The organism is Bacillus sp. GbtcB14 (assembly GCF_019091205.1).
Lineage (GTDB): Bacteria > Bacillota > Bacilli > Bacillales > Bacillaceae_G > Bacillus_A > Bacillus_A cereus_AG.
On record NZ_JAGXJT010000005.1, the window covers coordinates 260,586 to 284,170 of the forward strand.

Here is a 23,585-nt window from a genome sequence, read left to right on the forward strand (position 1 = left end):
AATATCTCTTCTAATGCTTAGCCAGCAAGGGAAACAGGTTTAACTTTATGAAGTTCGTGTAAATTTAAATCTATTCATTTCATGATCTCTGTTATTTTTAAGGTTATGTGGGAAACTTATTTAAAAAAGGATGGTGATAAAAATGACAATCGATCGAGTTTGTACAATTGGGCCAGCAAGTAATAATAAAGAAACGTTAGCGCAGTTAATAAACAATGGTATGAAAATAGTACGGTTGAATTTATCACATGGCACGCATGAAAGTCATAAAGACATCATTCGTTTAGTCAAATCGTTAGATGATTCTATTAAAATTTTAGGCGATGTACAAGGTCCTAAAATAAGGTTAGGTGAAATAAAAGGAGAACAAATTACACTTCAGGCGGGAAATTCTTTTATTTTACATACGCAACCAGTTACAGGGAGCAATAGAGAAGCAAGTGTTGATTATGAAGGAATCACGAATGATGTGAAAGTTGGAAGTAGAATTTTAATTAATGATGGAGAAGTTGAGTTAATTGTTGAAACGGTAAGTGCGGATAAAATAGAAACAAAGGTCAAAACAGGTGGTAATATCTCATCTCATAAAGGGGTGAACTTACCTGGGGCAATCGTTAGTTTACCAGCCATTACAGAGAAAGATAAAAAAGATATTCAGTTTCTTTTAGAAGAGGATATTGATTTTATCGCATGTTCTTTCGTACGGAAACCTAGTCATATAAAAGAAATACGAGATTATATACAACAGTACAAAGAAACATCACCTAATGTAATTGCCAAAATAGAAACGATGGAAGCCATCGAGAATTTTCAAGATATATGTAAAGAAGCAGACGGAATTATGATTGCAAGGGGGGATTTAGGAGTAGAGTTGCCGTATCAATTTATTCCGCTCTTGCAGAAAATGATGATTCAGGAATGTAATCGAACGAATACATATGTTATTACAGCGACACAAATGCTTCAATCAATGGTAGATCATTCTATTCCAACAAGGGCTGAGGTGACTGATGTGTTTCAAGCTGTACTGGACGGAACGAATGCAGTTATGCTTTCTGCTGAAAGTGCATCAGGCGAGCATCCAATTGAAAGTGTAAAAACATTACGTCTCGTTTCTGAATTTGCGGAGCATGTGAAAAAAGATGGGCCTTTTGTGATGAAAGAAGTACTGGAATTACTGCATAGATCTTTCGGTGATTGATGAATAAAAAAGAGGGCGGATATGCATCCCCCTCGTGTTTTTCATTCATATTAATCTTGCTCTTGCTCATCCAAAATCTTATCAAAAGCAGCAGATACTTTGTCAAACTCTTCGTCATTTTCAATGTATGAAAACTCATTATCTTCTTCTACTTTTAAAAAGAAGATATCAATGTCTTCCTCAGTTTCTGTTTGGATATCTTCAACAAAGGCAACTGCAATATATTCTGCGCCTTCGACATCCATCGCTCCAAGTACTTCTACTTCCTGATCCTCATTATTCTCATCACTAAGAGTAAACACTTCGCCAACTTCAATATCAGACATATTCATTCTCCTCCTGTTCGACTCTAAAAATAGAGCACTCAAACTGTATACATACTAACATATCTTTCCATGAAAAACCAAATTCATACTAAAGAAAAACAACTGATTCTTCTTTAGTATGAGTATCCAGCTATAAGGAGCATTATTTTTTGCGTGCTATGTTACTAAATCCATTCAACAATTGTATCCGTAGTCTGTCTTGTTTTATCACGCTTTGGCTCTTCTTTACGGTAACCAAAGGCAACCATAACAGATACTTCAAGATTATCGCCCTGTATAATGCCTTCTTGACGAAGTAAAGAATCTACTTTCTCTTTATCAAATCCTTCTATTGGACAAGAGTCAATGCCAATTTGAGCTGCACTCGTCATCATATTACCTAAAGCGATATAAGATTGCTTAGATGCCCAATCAAATACAGCACGATCGGATTGTAACAAGTTAAAATCTGATTCCTGGAACTTTTTGAAGAATTCATATCTAATTTTCTGAGTGTCTTCAGGTAATCCAATAATATCGTTCATCATATATTTAATATACTCTGCATCATAATGCATATCTTTAATATTTCTTGAAAGAACAATGACAAAGTGACTAGCTGTTGCAAGTTGCCCACCAGCGCCCCATGAATACGGTTGTAGTTTTTCTCTTAATTCTTTATTTTGTACGACAAGAAATTTCCAAGGTTCATATCCAAAAGAAGAAGGAGACAATCTGCCTGTTTCTAAAATAAATGTAAAATCCTCTTCTGAAATTTTGTGCATAGGATCGAACGCTTTACATGCATGTCTGAAATGAAAAGCCTCCATAATTTTTTCTTTTGTCATTTGGTTTGTATTTGTCATAAGAAATCCTCTTTTCATTTGTTTATTTTGTAAGTAAATTATATTTTTAAAGTAACATAGACACAAGTACGCACATTTATGTGGTATAGTATCAAAAAAGATACTATTGATAAGGGAAGGGATTTCTTATGGATTGTTCAAAAGAAAATAATATAAATTACCCATTTTTAAATAAATATTCTTGTCCAGTCGAAGCGATGGTCGAGGTGATTGGAGGAAAATGGAAAGGGGTTATTTTGTATCATTTATTAGATGGTACAAAGAGGTTTAATGAATTAAAAAGATTAAAACCTAATATCACACAAAGAATGTTAACACTGCAGCTTAGAGAACTCGAAGCAGATGGTATCATACATCGTGAAGTGTACCGTGAAGTGCCTCCAAAAGTAGAATATTCGTTAACCGAGCTTGGTGAATCACTTCGTCCAATGATTCTATTAATGATGGAATGGGCAACTCATAATATGGAGAAAGTTTTGGAGAGTAGGAATACGAAAAATAATAGTTAAGAGTTGTAGAAATAAAAGGTGGTTCCATAGGTGAAGACACCTTTTATTTTTTACTTTCTAAAATTTTGGTTGTCATTAAAATGCATGTGAATCTATTCTTGGGATGTGCTATTGATTTTGCTATGAATCAAAAACTTTCTTTTTAGTAGTGGAAATAGCATCTAATAAAAGGAAAACGGCTGCTATCATATGTAGAACGATTTCTATATAAGGAAAGAAGGCAAATAGAGTAACGATAATACCTATATAATGAGCGTACGTATTCATGCCTGCTTTTTTAGCTAATAAAATAGTAGTGATATGTAAAACAACCAATAGTAGTAAAGGTATCCCATTTAGGTTAACAAGACTTGGAAATAAATAATAACAAGGAAGTAAGAAAAGATGATAGATCCCTGTGGTCCACTTTAGTGCTTGTATGTAAGTTTTCAAAGTAAATCCTCCTAAAATCATTCGTATCTATATATTACCAAAAATAATAGATGATTGGATATTAAATACTTGTGGTTTTTAGTAGAATATAATTATTTTATGTAAACCAATTGTTTTCTTATCTTTAAAATAGAAAAACCACCCAAACGAGGGTGGTTCGTATTATAAATAACTATTTAAAGAAGAAAGGGGAACCTTCACTTCACTACCTTCCTTCATATTCCGCAGCATAACGGTTTCTGTACTAAGTTCTTCTTCCCCAATAATAAGCACATAAGGGATATTCTCTTTATTAGCATAATTAAGGGCACGCTTTAATTTGCGGCCTGCTAGTTCGAGTTCGACTTTTAAGGAAGTGGTAGCACGTAATTGCTGGGCAATTTGTAAGCATTGTAATTCTGTCCCGAGTGGGATGATAAATACATCCGCTGTAGATGATATCGTTTCTTTCTGCGATAGTGCTGTATAAATAACGTCTAAACCGAATGAAATACCGACTGTTGGATAGCTTATATTATCACCACGGAATGCCCCAATAATATTATCGTATCGACCGCCGCTACCAATGCTGGATGTAATTGAGCCGTCTTTTAGAAAGATTTCATATACGGTGCCTGTGTACATTGTAAGTCCTCGCGCTAAAAATGGATTGAATATAGCATTCTCACTTATTCCAAGGGCGATTAAATATTGCTGTAATTGTTGTAATTCGTTTACTCCATCAGCAACGAGTGGAGTATTGAAAGCGTCTTTAAAGTCAGCAATTGTAAGCTCTAGACAAGATAAAACGGTATTACATATCGTATCAGCCATTTCTTCAGAAATTCCGCGCTCTAACACATCTTTTCGTACACCATTAATCCCAATCTTTTCGATTTTGTCTAATGATAAAATGACGTCACTTGTTAATTCAGTAGGGATGTTAATGGCCTGAAGAATACCATTTAACAATTTTCGGTTATTATATTGGATCGTTATCTCTAAGTTTAATGTTTGGAACAGCTCAAACGCCATGCTCATAAGTTCCGCTTCTGCCATGACTGATTCTACACCGACTATATCAACGTCACATTGAATGAACTCACGAAATCTTCCTTGTTTAATTGGTCCATCTCGAAAGACTTTTCCAATTTCATACCGCTTAAAAGGAAGGCGGATGTTCGGATTCATTGCTACGACTTTTGCGAATGGAATTGTTAAATCATATCGTAAGGCAAGGTCGCGTTTTCCTTGATCCTGAAGCGTATATATTTCTTTTAATATTTCATCACCACCGCCGTACTTGTAAGACATAAGCTCATACATATTTAACGTTGGTGTTTCTAACGGTTTACATCCGTATCGTTCAAACGTGTCTTCACAAGTTCTTTTAATTTTATTTCGCAACACTTGTTCCTCTGGTAAATAGTCTTTCGTTCCTTTTACATTTTTCATTTCCATTGTAATCACTCCTTTTTAAATTAAAAAAAGCTATGCAGGTATAAAAATACCCACATAGCTTTATGAACGCTTCGTGGGTCAACAGGAAAAGCCCTGTACCCACGAAGAAAAATTTTTCTTCGGATACACGGCGTTACGTATGATGATGAAGTTGGAAAGAAGTATTAACATTTCGCATGACAAATCTCTCCTTAACATAAGTTTTTCCAAATTATATCAGATGATTTTTGAATTATCAATATTTTTAGTTTTGAAATATACGTGAAGTTATGTAGGAGAAATGGAAAAGAGTGTATAATAAAACTTAATAATATGAAATAACCTTTTAAGGAGAGCGCTATGAAAAAAGATAAAACGAATGCGATGCGAATATTAGATAAAGAAAAGATCGAATATTCGATGATGTCATATGATCCGGAAGACGGAAAAATTGATGGTGTATCAGTAGCTGAGAAAATTGGACGTGAAGTGAGAGAAGTATATAAAACGTTAATCGCTCAAGGGAATAGTAAAAATTATCACGTGTTTATCATCCCGGTAGATGAAGAGCTAAATTTAAAAGCTGCTGCAAAAGCAGTAAGTGAAAAGAAGATTGAAATGATTCCTGTTAAAGATATTACGAAAGTGTCAGGATACATTCGCGGTGGTTGTTCACCAGTAGGGATGAAGAAGTTATTTTCAACATGCATTGATGATAGTGCTCAATCTCTTGAAACGATTATAGTAAGCGGCGGGAAAATTGGCGTGCAAATTGAGCTGAAAGTGGATGACTTAGCGAAAGTGACGAGAGCGCAGTTTGGTGAAATAACGAAATAACGAAATAACGAAATAACGATATATAGGAAAAGAAGTTCTAGTTTTATTAAGTTTAGATAAAGATTTTAGGATAATTAGTCCGTTTTGTCTTAGAAAGGTGTAGATTTTTTGAATACGAAATTAATCATAGTAGAAGGGCTTCCTGGCTTTGGGAAATCCACCACTGCAAGCTTGCTTTACGATATTCTAATTGAAAAAAATATTGACGCTGAGTTATTTCTTGAAGGGAATCCAGACCACCCTGCTGATTATGATGGGGTATCTTGTTTTGATAAAAGTGAATTCGAAAGTTTGTTAGTGAATAGTGGTAATTTTAAGGAAGTAATTAGTGATAGAGTCACGAAGCGAGAAAACAATTATTTATTGCCATATAAAAAAATTAAAAATGAATACAGCTCTAATTTTCCTGAAAATTTATTAAATACCATTTTCAAAAATGATATATATGAATTACCGCTAGAGAGGAATATTGAATTAATAACTGAAAAATGGAGGGATTTTGTTGAAATAGCCAACAACGAAAATAAAATTTATATTTTTGAATGTTGCTTCATACAAAATCCATTAACAATCGGGATGGTTAAATATGGTGCAAAAAAAGAGAAAGTTATAAGTTATATTAATGCATTAGAGAAAATTATAGAGAAATTAAATCCAGTATTGTTTTATATAGAACAAGATGATTTGGACTTCTCATTCAGAAAGGTATTTAATGAAAGAGCAAAAGAATGGTCTTCTGGATTTATTGAGTATTATACAAATCAAGGGTATGGGAAGATGAAAGGCTATCACGGTTTAGACGGAACAATTAAAGTTTTAGAAGCAAGAAGAGATATTGAAAGAGAAATATTTGATATGTTAAATATAAAAAAGACAAAAATTGATAATTCACAGTATGAAGCTATCAAATATAAGTCAATGATAATTGGAAAATTGGAATCACTTAAATTTCTAGATTAATGTATTGCTTTAATTGCGCAAGAAACTAAAAACTTTTAACTTCCACTTTCGAAAATGATGTAAATAAGCTAATCACTGGATTCTCATAGAAAACTGTGGTGAGATGAAATTTTTGATTTTACAGCACTTCAAAATCTTAGCTAGATGGCTATGTATCGGTACCCCACAACAAAAAGGCAGGAACATATCAAATATGTTCCTGCCTTTCATTTCAGAGAGACGTTATGTCAATTAGATGTGTATAGAATATACAAGAGGAACTCTTTACTACTTACACGAATCTATTATAATTGAGAACGTCTTGATAATAAGGGGGAATCACATGTTTAAACAATTTGGGGCATCGATAAAGGGAGAAATAATAGATTAAAATTTATAAATTGATTGAGCATCTAAAAGGAGTATAAAGTATTTTGAAAAAAACTAAAATGAGAAACTATGTGAAATTATTTATTCTTTACTTAATTATTGTTTTAATATATTTCCTATTGTTTGATTGCAGTAAAGTATATATTAAGGGAAAAATAAATAACGAATTTTTATTTCAATTATATTTATTAATAGGACGTATTAGTATGGGCTTGGGAATATATTTTATTCCAGAGAAGCTAGGTATTAAGATTAAATTTAGATTTAAATTTCTTATAGCAGTTATCGCGATAATAACTACTATAATTTTTCTTGATATAGTTGGTTTAATTGAATAGCTTTGATAACTTCCTATATCGAAAATTATGCAAATAAGCTGTTCACTGGATTCTCATAAAAAACTGTATTGAGATGAATTTTTTGATTTTGCAGCACTTCAAAATCTTAGCTAGATGACCACGTATCGGTACCCCACAATAAAAAGGCAGGAACATATGAAATATGTTCCTGCCTTTGAATTTAGAGAGAGGTTTCCTAACAGTTGATTTTGTTAACGAAAGTCGACTCTAAATCTATATTTTATGTGGAATAAAGAACATATAATAAAAGTATGAGGTGATACAGTGAGAGAGATTTATATTCATAAAATCATTGCGGATAAGAGAAAAGAAAAGGGAATTACGCAGGAAGAGTTAGCGGCGTATATCGGTATTACGAAGGCATCTGTTTCCAAATGGGAGACGGGGCAGAGTTATCCGGATATTACATTTTTACCACTATTAGCATCGTACTTTAACATAAGTATTGATGAACTAATATGTTATACACCGCAAATGGAACAGGAAGATATTAAAAATTTATATCATCGACTAGCGGCAGCTTTTAGTGAAGAACCGTTTGATGAAGTAATAATAGAGTGCAGAGAAATAATCAAAAAATATTATTCTTGTTTTCCATTATTACTTCAAATGGGACTACTTTTTGTTAACCACCATATGTTAACTGAGGATACGGATAGAAGAATTGAAATGTTAGAAGAAGCAACGTCTCTTTTTAGCAGGGTGCAGGAAGAAAGTGATGATGTTTCTCTTGTGAAAGAGGCGGTATCGTTTCAAGCAACTTGCTATCTTATACTCAATAGACCAAATGAGGTACTTCAATTACTTGGCGAAACGATACGTCCTAACTTTCCAGAAGAGGATTTAATCGCACAAGCGTATCAAATGCTTCGAAATGCTGAAAAGGCGAATGAAATGATGCAAATTAGTATGTACCAACATTTAATACAGCTCGTTGGGACAATACCGAGTTATGTAGTAGTAAATGCTTCAAACGCTGAAAAGGTAGGGATAATCTTAAATAGGGCTTTCATGTTAATAGACATGTATGAAATAGAAAAACTACATCCAAATATGACTTTAAAAGTTTACTATGCTGCTGCGCAAGTGTATTGTATGCAAGAAAATTTTGAAAGTGCATTAGAAATGCTACGGAAATATGTAGCGGTTTGTGCGGTTAGCTTCACAGTAAATAGTCTGCATTTACACGGAGATTCCTATTTTGATGCGATTGATGGATGGTTTGCAGAATTTCCGCTCGGTGCTAAAACAATTAGAAATGAAGAAATTATAAAGCGGAGCATGCTACAAGGTATTGCAGAGAACCCGATTTTCGCATCGATGAAAGATTTACTAGAGTATAAAAATATGATAGCGAGTTTGAAATTTAAATTGGGTATAAAAGAATAGAGGGAGGGCAAAATGATGACCTGTGATGAATATGAAGTAGCGATAAAAAGTGAAATAACTTTGCGTGGTACGATTACAAAGCCGAAAAAAGATGGAAAGTACGCTGCTGTTGTAATTATCGCTGGATCTGGCGAAGTTGATCGTGACGGAACAATAGTACCAATGAATATGAAAGGGAATATGTATAAAGACTTGGCACATTTGATCGCAAACCTCGGAGGAGTTACATTACGTTTTGATAAACGTGGTGTCGGAAAGAGTGATGGGGAATTTCAGAAGACTGGAATGTGGGATTTAGTATCCGATATAGAAGCTGTTATTACGTATCTAAAAGAACAGCCATTTGTAGATTCGGAAAATATCATTTTAGCTGGTCATAGTGAAGGGTGTATGTTAGCGACTGTAGTAAACGCAAGAACGCCCGTTAATGGACTCATACTTCTTACAGGAGCTGCGGAATCGTTAGAAGAAGCTTTGAAAAGACAACGAGAGATTGCTTATAAAGAGTTAAAAGAGCAAAAAGGAATAAAAGGCAAGCTAATGCGTCTTCTCAATGTAGAGAAACGTGGAGAAAAGCAGATGGAAAAAATAAAAGAGAAAATGATGAATACAGAAAAAGATACGATTAAAGTTGGTTTTAAACCGATGAACGCAAAATGGTTTAGGGAGCATTTTGAGCATGACATTTATAAGGACTTACAACAAGTAACATGTCCAGTACTAGCAATTGCTGGTGATAAAGACTTTCAGGCGAATCCTGAAAAAGCGAAGCGAATTGGTGATTATGTGAAAGGTGGTTCTGAAGTACATGTCATAAAAAATATGGATCATATTTTGAAAGTTTTTGAAGGTGAGTTTAAAGCGTTAGAGTTTAAAAAGAATTATGAAGCAGGGGCCGGAAAGCCACTTCATCCAGAGCTGGAAGAAATAGTTGTGAATTGGATGGATGCACATTTTATCTCGCAATATGAGGAAGTTGGAAGAGAGAGTAACTACCTGTAAAAGTCCGATTAGTGTGGGTACCTATGAATCCTACACCAATCGGGCTTTTTTGTAATTGTCGCTTCAATTCCACGAAAGAAGCAGCATTGTTCAACTAACTCTATTACAGAAGCCGATACACCCTCATCACAATGATTCTTTAAAGAACCTATCATAAGAAATTTCTCTTTTTATTTATAATAAAGATTAAAAAAATGTGAATTTCATAGAAAAAGAACGACATATGAAGTAAAATGTCATGTATAGTTTCTATCATTTTCTTTAATAATTGTTTGAAATGTTCTTACATATTGATTTATCTGGGAGAATGTATAGATTTCGATTGATTATATGTAATGAAAAAATGAAGGTGTTATGTAACTATTAGGATGTACATTAGAAGAAGTGTGAGGAGGAAGGTATATCTATTAAAATAGCGAGATATACTAAATTAAACATGAGTATTAGATTGAATAAAAAAGTAGTAGCATTAACAGCAGGACTAACGGTATTATCCTCATCGATGGTATCATTTGCAGAAGAACAGCCATCTGTAAATAACCATCAATCTATAAGTATTCAGGAACAAAGCGGGACAGATCCACTTCAAGTATCAGAAGAACAAGTTTTAAAAAGTATTGAAGAAAGTTTTGAAGGGGTAGATGGACGTGGTGGAGGTACTGTCAATAATAAGAAAGTGGACAGTCTTCAAAGTTCAGAAGGTATTTATGAAGAAACGGGTACATTAACGGTTCCTCACAATTCAAATAGAACAAAGCGTAGTCTTGCTTTTTCAGCACCTACAGTTTCTAGTACGATAAACGGGGTTCCATTTACGGAATGGATTGTTCCAGCAGGTAACGATAATATTCGCCCTCAAAATCATATGATTCCAAAGTATATTACAATTCATGAGACTGATAATAAAAGCGTAGGAGCAGGAGCTAAAAGCCATGCTCAATACTTATATAACCAAGCAGTAGGGGAAACAGACCGAGCTGCATCATGGCACTTTACAGTAGATGATAAAGAAATTTATCAACACTTACCATTAAACGAGAACGGATGGCACGCAGGAGATGGTGATGGGTCAGGTAATAGAGAATCTATTGCAATTGAAATTGCAGTTAATAGTGATGGTGACTACAATAAGGCAGTCGATAACGCTAAGAAACTTGCAGCTTATTTAATGAAAGAAACGGGTGTACCATTAAACAACATCGTAAAACATCAAAAATGGAGTGGTAAAAACTGTCCCGATATGATGATTAATAGTGGACAATGGGTACCATTCGTAAATGGCGTTGAAGGATATTATAATAAATTTTATCAACCGACAGACGATATAACGGGAGGTTGGTATGAATCGGCTATTCGTGATTTGAACAGAAGAGGTATTATGGTAGGAGAAGGAAACGGCATTTTTGCGCCTAATAGATCTGTAACAAGAGCTGAGTTTGCGCAATTAATCTCGAATTCTTTAAGTCTTCCAGCTGGAGATGCGACGTTTAAAGATTTAAATGATGTAAATTCAACTTTACGAGATGGTATTAAACGTACTGCAAGTGCAGGCATCATTTCTGGTAGAGGAGACGGTAATTTTGATCCTAACACACCTATTACAAGAGAAGAAGCAGCGGTCATTGTAAATAAAGCTTTACAGTATAAAGGAATAAATGGACCATTGGTAAACTTGCCATTTGCAGATAAAGATCAAATTATCTATAAAGAAGCTGTACAAAGATTATACGGCTTAGGTATTGTAACAGGTATGGGAGATAACTTGTATGTCCCTAAAGGAACAACAACTCGTGGTGAAACTGCAGCATTCATTTTAAACATGCTTCAAGTTATTGAAACTGGGAATGTTCAAAAAGGAATTGGTACGGTTGAAATAAATGGTATTGGGGTAAATGTTCGCAGCGGAGCAGGATCTAGCTACTCTGTTGTTAGAAAAGCAAGCAAAGGTGAAAAAGCTACTGTATACGAAGAAAAGAATGGTTGGCTAAGAATTGGCACAGATGAGTGGGTTTATAATGAGCCTAGCTACATCGTCTATACGAAAGATAAAAATTAAATAGTTAAGAAGTAAGTCATACATCACATATTTCATTTATTCCCAGGCAATGGACAGCATTTTCTCCATTGCCTGTTTTGTGTTTCAGTTTTTTAATAGTTATATAGAAATTTGAAATGAAGTTTGAAGGAAGAGTAATTGTCTGTAAAATATTGGCCGTTTTAGGTTAGTTTAGTATATAGGCTTTTTTGGTTTTTTTCGCAATTATGTATTTGTTAACAAGTGTTTCGGGTTATTGTTAGGGGTGAAAACGAACATTTTTAATTATTTTATAAAAAATGTTCATGTTTTTATTGCGCGTATACTAATAGTTTGTTATATTATCCATACAATAATTTAAAATATCATCACTCGTATATACTCGGTAATATGGTCCGAGCGTCTCTACCTAGTTCCCAATGAAAGAACTGGACTACGGGTTAAAGTATTCGGTTGTGCTGTTCAATGAGCGCTATCGATCTATAATTTTGCATTTGTTTTACCTTATGCTTAATTAACTTTGACTACCGTAGTTCTAGAAAGTAGAGATTCTTCTACAATTTCTAGAACTTTTTTGTTTGGAGCAAAAGCATCGAGTATAGAAAACAACAAGAGAAAGAGGAGAGATTATTTATGAAGAACAATATGTCGAAAAAATGCGCTGCCCTAGCAACTACTATTACATTGTCATTCTCAATACTTGCGGGATGTAATGGGAGTCCAAAACAAGTAGTAGAAGCAAAAAGTAATCAACAACCTATTTTAATTCAAGGGCCAATGCCGATAGAAGCTGAAAAGTTTGCGAAAAGGCTAAAAAATGTGAAAGAAGAAAAGTCTGGAACTTTCGTATTTTATAAAGGAACTGTCGACAATTATCCTGTAATCGTAGCGAAAACAGGTAAAGGAATGGAAAATACAGCAGCCGCTACAGCAGTAGCTATTGAAAAATATAAGCCTCAGGCGATTATTAACCAAGGAACATCAGGTGGACATGATCCAAATTTACATGTATTTGATATTGTTTTAGGAAAACAAGTTGCAAATATAGGTTCATTAAAAACAACAAATATGGATGAGAATCAAGGAATTGAGCCGACAAAATGGATATCTATGGATTTAATGGCTTCTGAAGGAAGTGCAGGAGAAGATCCAAATGCTGAGAAAATCCGATACTACGAAGGAGATAAGGATTTACTTGCAGCAGCGAATGCGGTAAAAGACACATATACAAAGGGTAAAGTAGTTGAAGGTACGATTGGTTCAGCAGATGTTTGGAATAATGAAGTTGATAGAATGAAATGGTTCCATACAAAATACGGTACATCTGTAGAAGAAATGGAAGGCGCTGCAGCAGCGCAAATCGCAAAAGCGTATGACGTACCATTTTTAGGGATACGAGTATTATCTAACAATAAAACAAACGGCGGAAAATACAACCCAAATACAGCGGCGGCGAATCAAGAATATGTATATGAAGTAGTTAAAAAATATATAGGTTCTATGCAAAATAAGTAGTAGTTCTATTCCAACATAAACGTCAAGAAATCCTAATAGTTTCTGAGACGGGTAGATTTATCTTAGGAATGGTAGTTGAAAAAGAAAAGCTTGTTTCTTATAAAAAATATAAGAAACAAGCTTTTTTATTTAAAATAAATTGGGTAATTCAACTATAACATCAATATGCATCGTTGAATATCATAATAATATAATGGAGGTGATGTTATATGGCTCTTACTACAGGACCAATTGAAAACGTAGGAAATCAACCTGCTAATGCAAATAGAGTTAGGGTGAAGATCCTTAACCGTACTGCGGGCCCACTTACTGGAGTAGCTAGAGTTTTTAGACTTGACGGTTCATTAGTATTAATTGAACAGGTAAACTTCAATGTGAATTCTAATGCTTCTACTTTTGAAACTCTAAGTTTAGTTCATCCTGCTTTTGGACAAGCATTTGAATATGAAGTTCAAATTGTTCCTAATCAACCTGGTGGACTATATAGTGTTTATGGACTAACAGCTGAAAGTGTTATCATTACTGCACAACGTGTTGTGAATTCAGAATTAACACAGTTTCTTTAATTAAAATAGATTGGTGCCTATATGGTATCCAATCTATTTTTATACTTATTCTTCAGAGGAAGAAGGGCTTTACACAAAAATAAAGACAGTTATGGAAAAAAGAAAAAGTCGAGCTATCATCTTGATTTTTATTATTTCTGTCCTAAACTCTATCTTTTTTGTTGCATGGTTTTCTTTGAATGCTTTTTGTTCAAAATGTTTTTTGAAGTATTTATCAAATATGCATTATTGCATAAATAAATGGGAGTTTATAAGTTAACATTAAACTACTTTTTAATTGTAAGGAATATTTTAATAATCTTTACTAGAGAAGGATATTCCTTGTGAAAAGTGAAATTGCTTGAAAAGTAGATAAACCAAAGTGTGGAAATAATACAGACTCAATAGAGTTTTGTATTAAATAAAAAGAAGAGGATGGGGATGGCTTTCTAAAAGGTTTCGGGGGCTAGAAAGCACGTTTTAGTTAATAGCTTCAAATTATATTTTAAAGGGGAAATGGGTATATGAAGTTTCGAAATACAAAGCTTGCTATGGTTACACTATCTTCATTTTTTATTTTAAGTACTGCATCTCTAACATTCACCGATATCATACACGGTGAAGTAGCTTCTGCATCACCACAAGAGATTACTGTAAAAAGCTATGACGATACATATTATAATAATGCAATAGGAAAAACGGGTTTAGAATTAAAGAAGGAACTTCATAATATTATTGATGATCATACAAAGTTATCATACAGTGCGGTTTGGGAAGCACTAAGAGATACTGATGAAGATCCAAATAATAAAAACAATGTGCTACTCTTATATACTGGGCGTTCGCAAGGGAAACTTACGAATGGTTCAGGAGTTGATAATTGGAACCGAGAGCATGTTTGGGCAAAATCTCACGGTGATTTTGGAACGACTGCAGGAGCTGGAACAGATTTGCATCATTTAAGAGCGACGGATGTATCTGTAAATAGCTCACGTGGAAATCTGGATTTTGATAATGGTGGTGTGAATCATTCGGAAGCGACAGAATGTAAATACGATAGTGATTCTTGGGAACCTCGTGATAGTGTAAAAGGAGATATCGCTAGAATGCTATTTTACATGGCTGTTCGTTATGAAGGAGACAGCGGCGAAATAGACTTAGAATTAAATGAAAAGGTGAATAACAATAAAGATCCATACATGGGCAAACTATCCGTTTTACTAAAATGGAATGAACAAGACCCTGTAGATGATTTAGAGCGAAAGCGTAATGAAGTGATTTTTACGAAATATCAACATAATCGTAATCCTTTCATTGATCATCCGGAATGGGTAAATAAAATTTGGAAGTAAAATACTTAAAGGTATTTTACTTTGAGAGAAGGGATTGATTACTATGATCAATCCCTGTTTATATCTATACTAGAATAAATGATTTTTATAGGATTGGATAATAGAATAGATATTTTATTAAGTTAAGTATAATATGAGTCTTTTAATACGGTCCCCATTCAATATTCACACCAACAATAAGAAAAATAAGTCCAATGATAAACCAAATGAATGCAAGGGGTGCCATGAATCGAATCCATTTTCCATAAGAAATGCCGCTCGCTGCGAGAACGCCCATTAAAACACCAGAAGTTGGATTGAGGCAGTTCACTACACCTTCGCCGAGCATAACAGCCTGTACTGTGACTTGGCGTGTAATGTGCATGAAATCGGCTAATGGAGCTAATATCGGAATGAAAATAACAGATTCACCTGTCCCTGATGAAATAAGGAAATGTAATGCGGCACTACTTACATACATACCGAGAACGCCGAATACAGGGCTATGTCCTTCGAGAGACTGTGCGAGTTGGTTAACGATTGTATCAAGTAATTTACCTTGTTCTAAAATGACTGAAATACAACGAGCCATTCCGACGATCAAAGCACCGTATATGAGATTTTGGCAGCCTGCTAGAAAAGTAGAAGCGATATCGTTTGCTTTCATGCCACCTATTATTCCGGCTGTAATTGCGATGAAAATAAAAGTAGCAGTCATTTCTGCGTCCGTCCAATGTAGACGAAAAGCACCTATTAAAAATGCAATTAATGATAAAGCTGAAACGAGTAGAATTAATTTATGACGTATTGTCCAAGGAACTTCTGTTTTCTCTGTTTCTTTCTCGCTTGAAAGAGCATTACTTGGAAACCAGTTATCGCCGAGTATGCTTCCTTTATTCGATTTTTTTAAGCGTTTTATATACCAATTAATATATAGAATGGTAGCCAGTAAAAAAGAGATATAAATTGCTGTACGTAAACCAATTCCTGAAAACATTGGGAGTTCCGCGATTTTTTGTGAAATGCCTAAAGGTGAGGGAGATAAAATAGTAGCATTAAAACCAGCATAAGTGCCTAAATAAATAATTGCTACACCAACGATAGCGTCCCATTTCAATGTACGTGCAACGATGATGCCGATGGGGATAAAGCCGATAACTGAGTTAACAATAATGCCAGTCGTGCCGAGAATAGAAAAGAGCGCAGCGACAATGCAAATGAAAAGTAATTGCTGATTTCGAAATTTGTTAATAACATGATAGATTAAACCGTCAAGAGCACCTGTTTTTTCAAGAATGGCAATGGCACCCCCTGTAAATAAAATTAAGAATATGATAGGAGCAGCAAGTGTCATTCCTTTTTCAATAGCGGTAAAAAAAGAAACAAACCCTACAGGCGATTGTGGAACAGAATGATAACTTCCTGGTATTGTCGTTGTAACAGTCCCATTTGTAACTCTTTTAAACTCTCCAGCCGGAACGAAATAAGTAGCTATTGCACAAAGTAAGGCAATAAAAAACAGTAGTACGTACGCATCAGGCATTTTAAACTTTCGTTTACTAGGTTGTCTTTTTGTCTCAGTTTGTAATTGCATAAAATCCCTCCTTTTTCACTTGGTTAATTTTTAATATTCTGAAATTTATCTGTGAAATAGATTATAATAAAGGTGGCTTCTTAAGGCAATAGTTTTTCTATGCTTTTCCTGCACATACAAATTATTGCAACAATAGACAGGGAAACGAAAATAATCCAAGAATATGTTAAATAGAAGGAAAAAGAAAAGAGGGAAAAAGATGTGGAAAACTACGGATTTATGTGATGAGTTTGAAAAGGAATTACAAATATGTCGCCAGTCTTTTCGGTCTTTTGGGAAGAAAGAACAATTTCACGGGAAAATTGCAACGGTGAAAGTGAAGGATGATAATGTACTAGTAAAAGAGGGATTGCAAACATTACCAGAAGAAGCGGTATTAGTTGTTGATGGCGGAGCATCTACGAATTGTGCGTTACTTGGTGATAATTTGGCAGCTATTGCGGAGGAAAGAAAGCTGGCAGGGATTATTGTAAATGGTTATGTTCGTGATTCGAGTGAACTAAAGAATATTAATATTGGTATTTTAGCACTAGGGACGATGCCAAATAGAAGTGTAAAAGAAGGAAAAGGGGAACGGAATATTTCATTGCAATTTGGACAAGTAGAATGGAAACCAGATGAATATGTTTATGTGGATGAAGATGGCGTCATTATTAGTAAAAAGAGTTTACATAGTTAAGAGTTAATAAGTTACTATTCTTAGAAAATAAATCCGATAAAGCATGGACAAAATTCTTTGTCAATAGTAAAATAATACAGAAATTTATAATTAACAGAATGTATAGGTTTATCGTTTTACGATAACTGAAATGGAAGTAAGTTGTGCCTAGAAAAGTGAATGTTATCACAATGATACGTTCATGAACAAAATTATTTTTCCTATACAAATATAGCCGCGAATGATGCGGGTCGGAGGTGTTGCACAGTTTGTTCGACACTTACAAAAAAAGAGTGTCAATTGCACGCCCTTGAAGGGCCTTTTTTTGTGTAAATAGTAGTAAGGGAGGAAATTTTGGGATGGCAATGTTAAAAAAATGGCTGCTTACGTCGTTAATGGCAGTTACACTTGTATTTGTTTCTTTTGCGAATACAGTACATATTACGTTTGCTGAAGGAAATACAGCAAAACTTGCAATTGTTGGTGAATCACAAAAGGGCATTATGTTGTGTCCGAAAGAAGAGCAGATTACAGATGGGGAAACAGCTTTAAGTTTGCTGCAAAAAGTCATGGGGGACAAAGTAACAGCAGAGACGATGTCGTTTGGAACGTATGTTAAAGGCATTGACGGCTTAATGGCTGGGGACACAAGCGGCTGGCTGTATGATGTAAATGATAAATCTGCAGAAGTTGGAGCAGATAGTTATAAATTAGAGTCTGGAGATGTTGTTGTCTTCCGTTTTGTTGCAGACTGGGGCAATATGAGCCAGGAAACATTACAGCAAACATTAGATAAATTTGGTACTTGTAAAACTGTAGAAGAACCAAAGACAGATGATCCAAAACAAGAAAAACCAGAAGAACCAAAAACGGATGATTCAAAACAAGAAAAACCAGAAGAACCAAAGACGGATGATCCAAAACAAGAAAAGCCAGAAGAACCAAAGACGGATGATCCAAAACAAGAAAAGCCAGAACAACCAAAGCAAGAGAACATTCAAGTTCCAGCAGCACAAGTAAATGAAGCAATCTCTAAGACATCTGAAAAGATGTTACAAGATGGAATTGAAAGTGATTGGGTAGCATTAGGTCTTTCTCGTTCTGGAAAGAATATACCAATTGAAGCGACATTAAATTATGTTAAGTCAGTAACTGAAAAAGTAGAAAAGCGTGTTAATCGTTTTTCAGCGACAGATTTAGCTAGAACGATTATTATGATGAATGCAATGCATGCAGACCCTACAAAGGTAGGTGAACATAATTTAGTTCAAAAATTGTACGAATCAGATAAAGTGAATTCTGTTACAGGTTATACATTTGCCTTACTTGCATTTGATACGAAGAAATATGAAGTTCCAGTGAATTCAAAATGGAATCGAGTTGCTTTAGTAGATGCCCTTTTAAACGCACAGCATACAGATGGCGGCTGGACTTACGATAGTACAAGCAGTAAAGATAGTGCTAGTAGCGTTGATGTAACAGGAATGGTTTTATCAGCGTTAGCTCCTTATCAAGACCGAGAAGATGTGAAACCAGCTGTACAAAAGGCTGTTGCATACTTATATAATGAACAACTAGAAAATGGTGGTTTCTCTGCTGATGGACAAGAAAATTCTAATAGTGCTGCGCAAGCAATTATTGGATTATCACTTGTGAAAGATGTAGATCAAAATCGTCTACATAAGGCAGTGCAAAATCTATTGTCATATCAACTTCCAAATGGTGAATTCAAATGGTTACCAAGTGATCAAAACGGTAGCGGAATGGCAACAGAGCAAGCGTTATTAGCTTTACTTCAGTTTAAAGAGCCTGGAAAATCGATTTATGACTGGTCAAATGTATCTGTTCCTGAAATCGATAAGAAACCAAATGTGGATTCAGAAAATGTTGTAGTAGAAAAAGAAGTTACTGAACAACCACAAGAACAAAAACAAGTACAACAAGAAACGAAAGATGACACTCTAAAAGTTGTTGTCGATAATGAACCGGTTAAAAATAAAAAATCTGGAAACGGTAGCATGTTACCAAAAACAGGAGCATCTTCTCATAGTGCAGCTACAGAAGTAGGTATGGGTGTATTATGTATTGCTTCTGCATATGTATTATGGAGACGTAAAGCAGCTTAACAAAAATTAGGAGCAATCATTTGCTCCTAATTTTCTTATGAAAGGTGAGAGACAACATGAGTAAGATGAAGTGGTTTATTTCTTTAATGCTTTCACTTGGGCTACTTGCCGGATGTGAAGAGGCAGCTGTAAAGCCTGAGAAGAAAGTAGAACCAAAGCAAGAAGAGGTAGCAAAACAAGAAGAGAAAAAAGATGAAGCGAAGCCGGAAGAAAAACCGGAGGAAAAACAAGCTGAACAAGAGCAAAATAAGCAAGATGAGCAGAAAGAGAAACAAGAACAAAAAGTAGAAGAGAAGCCGAAAGAAGAAAAACCTCAGGCACAACCGGAAGTAAAGAAGGAAGAAAAACTTCAGGAACAGCCTGCTACTAAGCAACAAGAACAACAAAAAGCACAAGAAGAAAAGCAACAACCGAAAGCGCAGGAAGTAAAAGAAGAAGCGAAGGTTGTGAATCAGCCGAAAGAAACACCGAAGCAGGAGCAAAAGAAAAATCCAGAAGAGAACAATAGTGTACCAACTCCGCCAACACCGGTACCACCACCAAAGCCAGTACCACCAGTACCACCAGTACCACCAGAACCTAAAGCAAAACAAGTCACTATCTCAGTAAAAGGTGATAAAGGATACTTATTAGGTGCGAAAAAGGTTGATGTACAAGAAGGCGATACAGTTTATAAAGTATTGCAGCGTACAGGATTAGATGTGGATGCGAATGGATCTAAAGGCGATATTTATGTAAAAGGGATTAATGATTTATATGAAAAAGATATTACAGCTACTAGTGGATGGAAATATCGTGTGAACGGTGCGTTTCCAAACCATAGTGCAGGTGTAGTAACAGTTAAACCAGGAGATACAATCGAGTGGGTGTATGTATTAAAATAAGAAAGGCATTCGGTAAAGGACTATGAAAATAAGTTTTGCTTCTTTACATCCTTTTGTGAATTTTTTCTATTATATCGGGGTGATGATACTATGTATGATGTGTCTTCATCCTCTTTTTTTAATTGGAGCAATTCTATTAATCGTTATAATCAATGTGATGCAAGGGAATAGCGAAAAGATTAGAAAGATGTTACCGAGCACAATCGTTTTCTTTTTTATGGTCATTTTATTTAATTCGTTATTAACGCATAGAGGCCGAACTACGTTATTTTGGTTAGGTGATAGCCGGATTAAGCTTGAGGCGATTATGTTTGGATTAGTAATGGGGTTATTACTAGTTGCGATTATGTTTACGTTTGCTTCGTATAATGATATTATTTCAAGTCATAAATTTTTATATTTGTTTTCTAGAATTTCACCGAAAGTAGCATTGTTAACGATGATTACAGTGAGGTTTGTTCCTTTGTTTATTAGACGATTACAGAAAATAACACTCGTCCAAAAGACAAAAGGTGTACAAGTAGGTGCAGGTTCCATTATTGAACGCGTGAAAAATGGTATGCAATTGCTGCAAGTATTATTAATTTGTTCATTAGAAGATGCACTGCAAACGGCAGATTCTATGCAAGCTCGTGGATTTGGTGTAACGAAGCGTACGACGTATATTCGGTATAGAATGGAAAGGCGAGATTGGTATACGCTCAGTTATTTAAGCATTCTACTTATAATTGCTATTATATGTAGTACGTATGGCGGAGGGAAGTTAATCATTTATCCGAAAGTCGAATCTATTCTATTTCAGCAATACGACGGGATGATGTTTGTCGTATTTACGATGTTTATTAGTTTACCAATTATAATGGAAGGAAGGGAATGGATATGGTGGCGCATGCAGAAATAAACAATTTGTCATTTGTATATGCTGATGAAAACGAATACGCGTTACAGCATATTTCTCTTTCTATTCAAAAAGGAGAGTTTATTGCACTTGCTGGAGGATCAGGCTCTGGGAAGACGACTTTATTAAAACATTTTAAAAAGGAGTTACTTCCAATCGGTACGCGTACTGGAGATACATATTATGATGGTACTTTATTAGAAAATGTACCGGATTTATTATCTGCGCAAGAAATTGGTATGGTATTTCAAAATCCAGAAAATCAGCTCGTAATGGATACAGTAATTCAAGAATTAGCATTTTCTTTAGAAAATATCGGGTTACCATCTCATATTATTCAAAAGAGAATAGCCGAGCTTATTAGTTTCTTAGGATTTCAAGATTTATTGCACCAATCTGTACATACATTATCTGGTGGGCAAAAACAACTTGTCAATTTAGCTGCAGTATTAGTTATGCAGCCGAAATTATTATTATTAGATGAACCGACAGCACAGTTAGATCCGATTGCTGCGAAAGAGTTTTTAGGATTGTTAAAGCGTATTAATGAAGAACTTGGAATAACGATCGTTTTAAGTGAACATCGTTTAGATGAAGTGATACCACTTGCAACACGCGTCATTTGTATGAATAACGGCCGAATCGTTTATGATGGTAGTCCAAAAACAGTTATAGCGAACATGTGGGAAGTAGAAAATTTCCGTCCATTTATTCCGCAAATTCCAAGATTGTTTTTAGAGTGGAATGTAGAAGATATTCCATTTACAGTGCGAGAAGCACAAATGAAACTGAATAACTTTTCAGAGATATCATATGTGAATGAGCCAATAGCAAAAAGTGAAAAGCACGAAGTTATTTTAAGTGCAGAGCATATTTCGTTTCAATATGAAAAAAATAGTCCACTTATTTTACGAGACTTGACCGTATCGATTGAAAAAGGAAAATGGGTAGCGCTCGTTGGAAAAAACGGTACAGGGAAGTCTACACTGTTAACGATTTTAGCGGGATTACAAAAAGCGAGAAGAGGGAAAGTAAAGTGGAATGGGAAAGTGATACATAAAATTGATTCGAAAGAACGATTTAAAAGTATCGGGTATGTATCGCAACATCCGTATTATCATTTTACATTTGATACAGTGTGGGAAGAAGTGTATGAACGTGCACGTGAATTATACGGAGAACAAGGAAAAGAAATTGCAGAAAATATGCTAAAACAGTTTTGGTTGTATTCGCTTAAAGAACGCCATCCGCATGATTGTAGCGGGGGAGAGCAACAATTACTCGCATTATGTACAACGTTATTGTCAAAGCCGACGTTATTGTTACTTGATGAACCGACAAAGGGATTAGATCCATGGAAGAAAGAAAGAGTAGGAGAGCTATTTAGGAAGTTGCAAAAGGAAGGTACAACAATTGTAATGGCAACGCATGATATTGAATTTGCGGCGAAATATGTGGATCAATGTATGATGTTATTTGACGGAGCAGTTATTATGAATGATGCACCGAAAGAATTTTTTAGTGGAAACTTCTTTTATACAACATCTATCAATCGATTCATTCGAAAAGAATTGCCATATGCATTAACGTGGGAGGATGTGTACGAAGCGTGTCCAAACGATATGTTGCATTCATAATATGTATTTTTGCAGTTATAATAGCCACATTGTTCTTTACTACATTTATCATGGACGGGTATTACATGTTAAGTAGCTTGTTTTTATTAGTAGTTATTATGTTACCATTCTATATCCGCTTTGAAAGAAAGGCGTTTGTTTCACGTGAAATTGTTCTCGTCGCTGTGTTAGCAGCAATCGCAGCAGTGAGCCGCGTACCATTTTCGATTTTACCGAGTGTACAACCGACCTCTTTCGTTATTATCGTTTCTGCAATCGTGTTTGGGAGTGAAACTGGTTTTATGATCGGTGCAACAGCGGCTATCGTATCTAACATTTTTTTAGGACAAGGTCCGTGGACGCCGTGGCAAATGTTTTCATGGGGGATGATTGGTTTCATAGCTGGATTATTACGCAATACATTTTTAATGAAAAAGTTATGGGGAAGACTACTATATGGATTATTTGTTGGATTTTTATTTGGCTGGATTATGAACTTCTGGGGGCTTCTCGGTTTTATACAGGAAGCAACGTGGGAAACAGTTATTTCATACTATATCGCAAGTTTTTACTTCGATTTGAGCCATGCGATTTCGAATGTTGTGTTCTTACTACTATTTAGTACTTCTTGGATTACGATTCTTACAAGATTTAAAAGGAAATATGGTATATTAGATAAGCATAACATGGCATAGAAAAGCATATTCATATAAGGTAGGGTCGCGACTTACATAT

Annotated in this window: 21 protein-coding genes and 1 riboswitch; of the genes, 16 read left to right on the forward strand and 5 right to left on the reverse strand. The window is 34.9% G+C overall.

Annotation, left to right across the window (positions count from 1 at the left end; genetic code table 11):
* The first annotated feature begins 130 nt into the window (after positions 1-130).
* Positions 131-1,201, forward strand: a complete 1,071-nt coding sequence (locus KVT31_RS16920) for a pyruvate kinase (protein WP_088097059.1) — start codon at positions 131-133, stop codon at positions 1,199-1,201.
* Between the two features lie 50 nt (positions 1,202-1,251).
* On the opposite strand, the gene KVT31_RS16925 is transcribed toward KVT31_RS16920, so the two are convergent.
* Both KVT31_RS16925 and KVT31_RS16930 read right to left on the reverse strand, forming a co-directional pair.
* The gene (locus KVT31_RS16925; protein WP_098267525.1) at positions 1,252-1,533 is read right to left on the reverse strand and encodes a DUF1292 domain-containing protein; all 282 of its coding nucleotides are present in this window, start codon (positions 1,531-1,533) and stop codon (positions 1,252-1,254) included.
* Positions 1,534-1,691: 158 nt separating this feature from the next.
* Positions 1,692-2,372: an NAD(P)H-dependent oxidoreductase gene (locus KVT31_RS16930; RefSeq protein WP_088097058.1), complete on the reverse strand. Its 681-nt coding sequence runs from the start codon at positions 2,370-2,372 to the stop codon at positions 1,692-1,694.
* Between the two features lie 128 nt (positions 2,373-2,500).
* Between KVT31_RS16930 and KVT31_RS16935 the strand changes: the two genes are divergently transcribed.
* On the forward strand, positions 2,501-2,881 hold the full coding sequence (locus tag KVT31_RS16935) for a winged helix-turn-helix transcriptional regulator (protein ID WP_000340640.1): 381 nt from the start codon (positions 2,501-2,503) through the stop codon (positions 2,879-2,881).
* A 120-nt stretch (positions 2,882-3,001) separates the two neighbouring features.
* On the opposite strand, the gene KVT31_RS16940 is transcribed toward KVT31_RS16935, so the two are convergent.
* Together KVT31_RS16940 and KVT31_RS16945 are read right to left on the reverse strand one after the other, a co-directional pair.
* Positions 3,002-3,313, reverse strand: coding sequence for a hypothetical protein (locus tag KVT31_RS16940; protein ID WP_088097057.1), 312 nt, complete (start codon positions 3,311-3,313; stop codon positions 3,002-3,004).
* A 162-nt stretch (positions 3,314-3,475) separates the two neighbouring features.
* Positions 3,476-4,753, reverse strand: coding sequence for a histidine--tRNA ligase (locus KVT31_RS16945; RefSeq protein WP_088097056.1), 1,278 nt, complete (start codon positions 4,751-4,753; stop codon positions 3,476-3,478).
* 339 nt (positions 4,754-5,092) lie between these two features.
* Between KVT31_RS16945 and ybaK the strand changes: the two genes are divergently transcribed.
* From ybaK to KVT31_RS16985, 8 genes are all read left to right on the forward strand, one after another.
* Positions 5,093-5,569 (forward strand): Cys-tRNA(Pro) deacylase, encoded by a 477-nt coding sequence (gene ybaK, locus KVT31_RS16950; RefSeq protein WP_088097055.1) that lies wholly within the window; start codon positions 5,093-5,095, stop codon positions 5,567-5,569.
* A 108-nt stretch (positions 5,570-5,677) separates the two neighbouring features.
* Positions 5,678-6,529, forward strand: a complete 852-nt coding sequence (locus KVT31_RS16955) for a P-loop NTPase family protein (RefSeq protein ID WP_087981258.1) — start codon at positions 5,678-5,680, stop codon at positions 6,527-6,529.
* A 992-nt stretch (positions 6,530-7,521) separates the two neighbouring features.
* Entirely contained in the window at positions 7,522-8,646 is a 1,125-nt protein-coding gene (locus KVT31_RS16960; protein ID WP_088097053.1) for a helix-turn-helix domain-containing protein, read from the forward strand.
* Positions 8,647-8,658: 12 nt separating this feature from the next.
* A complete protein-coding gene (locus KVT31_RS16965) occupies positions 8,659-9,648 on the forward strand; it encodes an alpha/beta hydrolase (RefSeq protein WP_140392503.1) in 990 nt (329 codons plus the stop codon).
* A 436-nt stretch (positions 9,649-10,084) separates the two neighbouring features.
* Entirely contained in the window at positions 10,085-11,704 is a 1,620-nt protein-coding gene (locus KVT31_RS16970; RefSeq protein WP_088097051.1) for an S-layer homology domain-containing protein, read from the forward strand.
* Positions 11,705-12,035: 331 nt separating this feature from the next.
* Positions 12,036-12,139, forward strand: a riboswitch (purine riboswitch).
* Between the two features lie 177 nt (positions 12,140-12,316).
* On the forward strand, positions 12,317-13,198 hold the full coding sequence (locus KVT31_RS16975; protein WP_088097050.1) for a 5'-methylthioadenosine/S-adenosylhomocysteine nucleosidase: 882 nt from the start codon (positions 12,317-12,319) through the stop codon (positions 13,196-13,198).
* Between the two features lie 209 nt (positions 13,199-13,407).
* Positions 13,408-13,764, forward strand: coding sequence for an ATPase (locus KVT31_RS16980; RefSeq protein ID WP_088097049.1), 357 nt, complete (start codon positions 13,408-13,410; stop codon positions 13,762-13,764).
* A 503-nt stretch (positions 13,765-14,267) separates the two neighbouring features.
* Positions 14,268-15,095: an endonuclease I family protein gene (locus KVT31_RS16985; RefSeq protein ID WP_088097048.1), complete on the forward strand. Its 828-nt coding sequence runs from the start codon at positions 14,268-14,270 to the stop codon at positions 15,093-15,095.
* 142 nt (positions 15,096-15,237) lie between these two features.
* Here the strand turns inward: KVT31_RS16985 and KVT31_RS16990 are convergent, their stop codons facing one another.
* Positions 15,238-16,668 (reverse strand): YfcC family protein, encoded by a 1,431-nt coding sequence (locus KVT31_RS16990; RefSeq protein WP_088097047.1) that lies wholly within the window; start codon positions 16,666-16,668, stop codon positions 15,238-15,240.
* Between the two features lie 199 nt (positions 16,669-16,867).
* Between KVT31_RS16990 and rraA the strand changes: the two genes are divergently transcribed.
* From rraA to KVT31_RS17020, 6 genes are all read left to right on the forward strand, one after another.
* Entirely contained in the window at positions 16,868-17,347 is a 480-nt protein-coding gene (gene rraA, locus KVT31_RS16995) for a ribonuclease E activity regulator RraA (protein ID WP_088097046.1), read from the forward strand.
* 338 nt (positions 17,348-17,685) lie between these two features.
* Positions 17,686-19,452, forward strand: coding sequence for a DUF4430 domain-containing protein (locus tag KVT31_RS17000; RefSeq protein WP_088097045.1), 1,767 nt, complete (start codon positions 17,686-17,688; stop codon positions 19,450-19,452).
* Positions 19,453-19,508: 56 nt separating this feature from the next.
* Positions 19,509-20,336: a DUF4430 domain-containing protein gene (locus KVT31_RS17005; protein ID WP_217613536.1), complete on the forward strand. Its 828-nt coding sequence runs from the start codon at positions 19,509-19,511 to the stop codon at positions 20,334-20,336.
* A 22-nt stretch (positions 20,337-20,358) separates the two neighbouring features.
* Positions 20,359-21,237: an energy-coupling factor transporter transmembrane component T gene (locus tag KVT31_RS17010; protein ID WP_088097043.1), complete on the forward strand. Its 879-nt coding sequence runs from the start codon at positions 20,359-20,361 to the stop codon at positions 21,235-21,237.
* Positions 21,210-22,871: an ABC transporter ATP-binding protein gene (locus tag KVT31_RS17015; RefSeq protein ID WP_140392502.1), complete on the forward strand. Its 1,662-nt coding sequence runs from the start codon at positions 21,210-21,212 to the stop codon at positions 22,869-22,871. The genes KVT31_RS17010 and KVT31_RS17015 overlap by 28 nt, the downstream gene beginning before the upstream one ends.
* On the forward strand, positions 22,844-23,545 hold the full coding sequence (locus tag KVT31_RS17020) for an ECF transporter S component (protein ID WP_088097041.1): 702 nt from the start codon (positions 22,844-22,846) through the stop codon (positions 23,543-23,545). The genes KVT31_RS17015 and KVT31_RS17020 overlap by 28 nt, the downstream gene beginning before the upstream one ends.
* Positions 23,546-23,585 lie beyond the last annotated feature (40 nt).